At 68.5% G+C, this 1640-nt stretch carries 1 protein-coding gene; it reads right to left on the minus strand.

What is annotated here, in order from left to right:
• Positions 1 to 32 precede the first annotated feature (32 nt).
• Positions 33 to 1523: a hypothetical protein gene (locus K2Z83_RS28340; RefSeq protein WP_220598524.1), complete on the minus strand. Its 1491-nt coding sequence runs from the start codon at positions 1521 to 1523 to the stop codon at positions 33 to 35.
• Between the last annotated feature and the right edge of the window lie 117 nt (positions 1524 to 1640).

Genomic DNA, 1640 nt, shown 5'->3' on the forward strand with positions numbered 1-1640 from the left:
GACATGGTTCATAAGCACTTGACAGTTTGGCGTCACGCGGCGTGCGCTAACCGCAGCGGTGAAGGCATGACGGCCTCGACCGGAGGATAGCCCAGAGCCACCAACCAGTCGGTTGGGGCATCGGTCATGCCACTCAGGTGGAGCGGGCTCTGCCCCTTATGAACCCCACGGCGATACACGCGATGGTTATGCCAGACCGCCAACAAGGCCAACATGCCTGTGGTCAAGGTGCGTCGCACGGCCAGATGCGGGCGCAGAATGGAGTGCCAGCGTTCCACGGCGCTGCTGACCCGCACGGCGTCCGCCCACGTCGCCAGCAGCACGCGGGCGGCGTCGCGCCAGTCGGCGGGGATGGCCGCCAGGATGTCATCCCGCGTCCACGCCAGGGTCGCCCGGCGCAGCCAAGCCCATCCCAGCAGCGCCTGGTGCGCGGGGGCCAGCACACCGGCCAGATCCTGCTGCACCTGGGCGACGTGGGGCACAAACGCCAGCAGGGCGGGCAGATCAGTGCGGATGCGCCGGCCCAGGCGCTGCACCTCGGCTCGCGACCCGTTCGGGCAGGTGGCGGCCAGTTCGTCCCACAAGGCCAGCAGGGTCTCCAGCTCCTCCTGCCGCTGGGCCGGAGCCAGCAGCTGGTCGGCACCCACGACGACGACCGCCAGCAGGTCGTGCAGTTCCGTGCTCAGATAGCGCAGCCCGTCGGCCACCCGCTGGGTGGCGGCCAGGGTCGCGGCCTGGGTCGCCAGATCCGTTTTGGCGGCGCGGCCCTTGGGGCGCTGCCCGGCGGCCACCCGCGCGGTCTGCCGGGCGACCACCGGGGTTTGCTGGGCGACCACCCGATCCAGGCGTGCCTGCACCTGGGCACATTCCTGCCAGAGATGCCACTGATCCAACTGCAGGGCTACCTGGGGTGTGACCTGCTGGCAGGCCGCGTGCATCGGGGCACCCGCGTCCATGACCGCCCGATCCCAGCGCAGGCCGCGATCCTGCAGGCTCCACAAGACCAACGTCCAGCTCTCCGTATCGACCGCCAGCGGCCCTTCACTCGCCCAGACGGCACCACTGTGAACATCCACCACGTTCAGATAGGCGCCGTGCCGCCGGTGCCCATAGATCTCATCGAGCGCCAGGGCGCGGGTGCTGACGGGCACATGCGTCTGCATCCAGGTGATGGCCCGCTGCTGGGCTTCATGCAGCACTGCCGTGATCGTGGCCAGGCTCAGCCCCTGCCGCAGCAGTTCGGCGAACGCGGCTTGGATGCCCCGGTCGCTGGCATGGGTCATCCACACGGTCAAGATCTGGCGGGCGGTCGTGCGCGCCACCGGCGTGGAGGGAGGCAGTGCAGGGGTAAACGCCGCCACCAACGCCTGACCGGCATGGTCGCGCCAGGTGTAGAGCGTTTGGCGCGAAACCTGGAGTTCCCGACTCAGCTGCGTGACCATGCCGTACTCCCCCGGATGGGCCAGCAGCATGGCGGCCCATTGTGCCCGCTGTGCGGGCGTGCTAGGATGCGTCTGACCCATACGGTCCTCCCTGGTGCTGCGGCTGTTGCTGGTACATCAACCATAGCACCAGGGCGTTTGTTTGTCTGCGGGCCGGCCAAAACTGTCACGTAAAACCGGCCCTTCTGAAACCTTGTC

This window comes from Oscillochloris sp. ZM17-4 (assembly GCF_019599295.1).
Taxonomy (GTDB): domain Bacteria; phylum Chloroflexota; class Chloroflexia; order Chloroflexales; family Chloroflexaceae; genus Oscillochloris.

Excerpts from the sequence above, each read along its gene's own strand:
- K2Z83_RS28340 (WP_220598524.1), bottom strand. The coding sequence starts at position 1,523 with ATGGGTCAGACGCATCCTAGCACGCCCGCACAGCGGGCACAATGGGCC.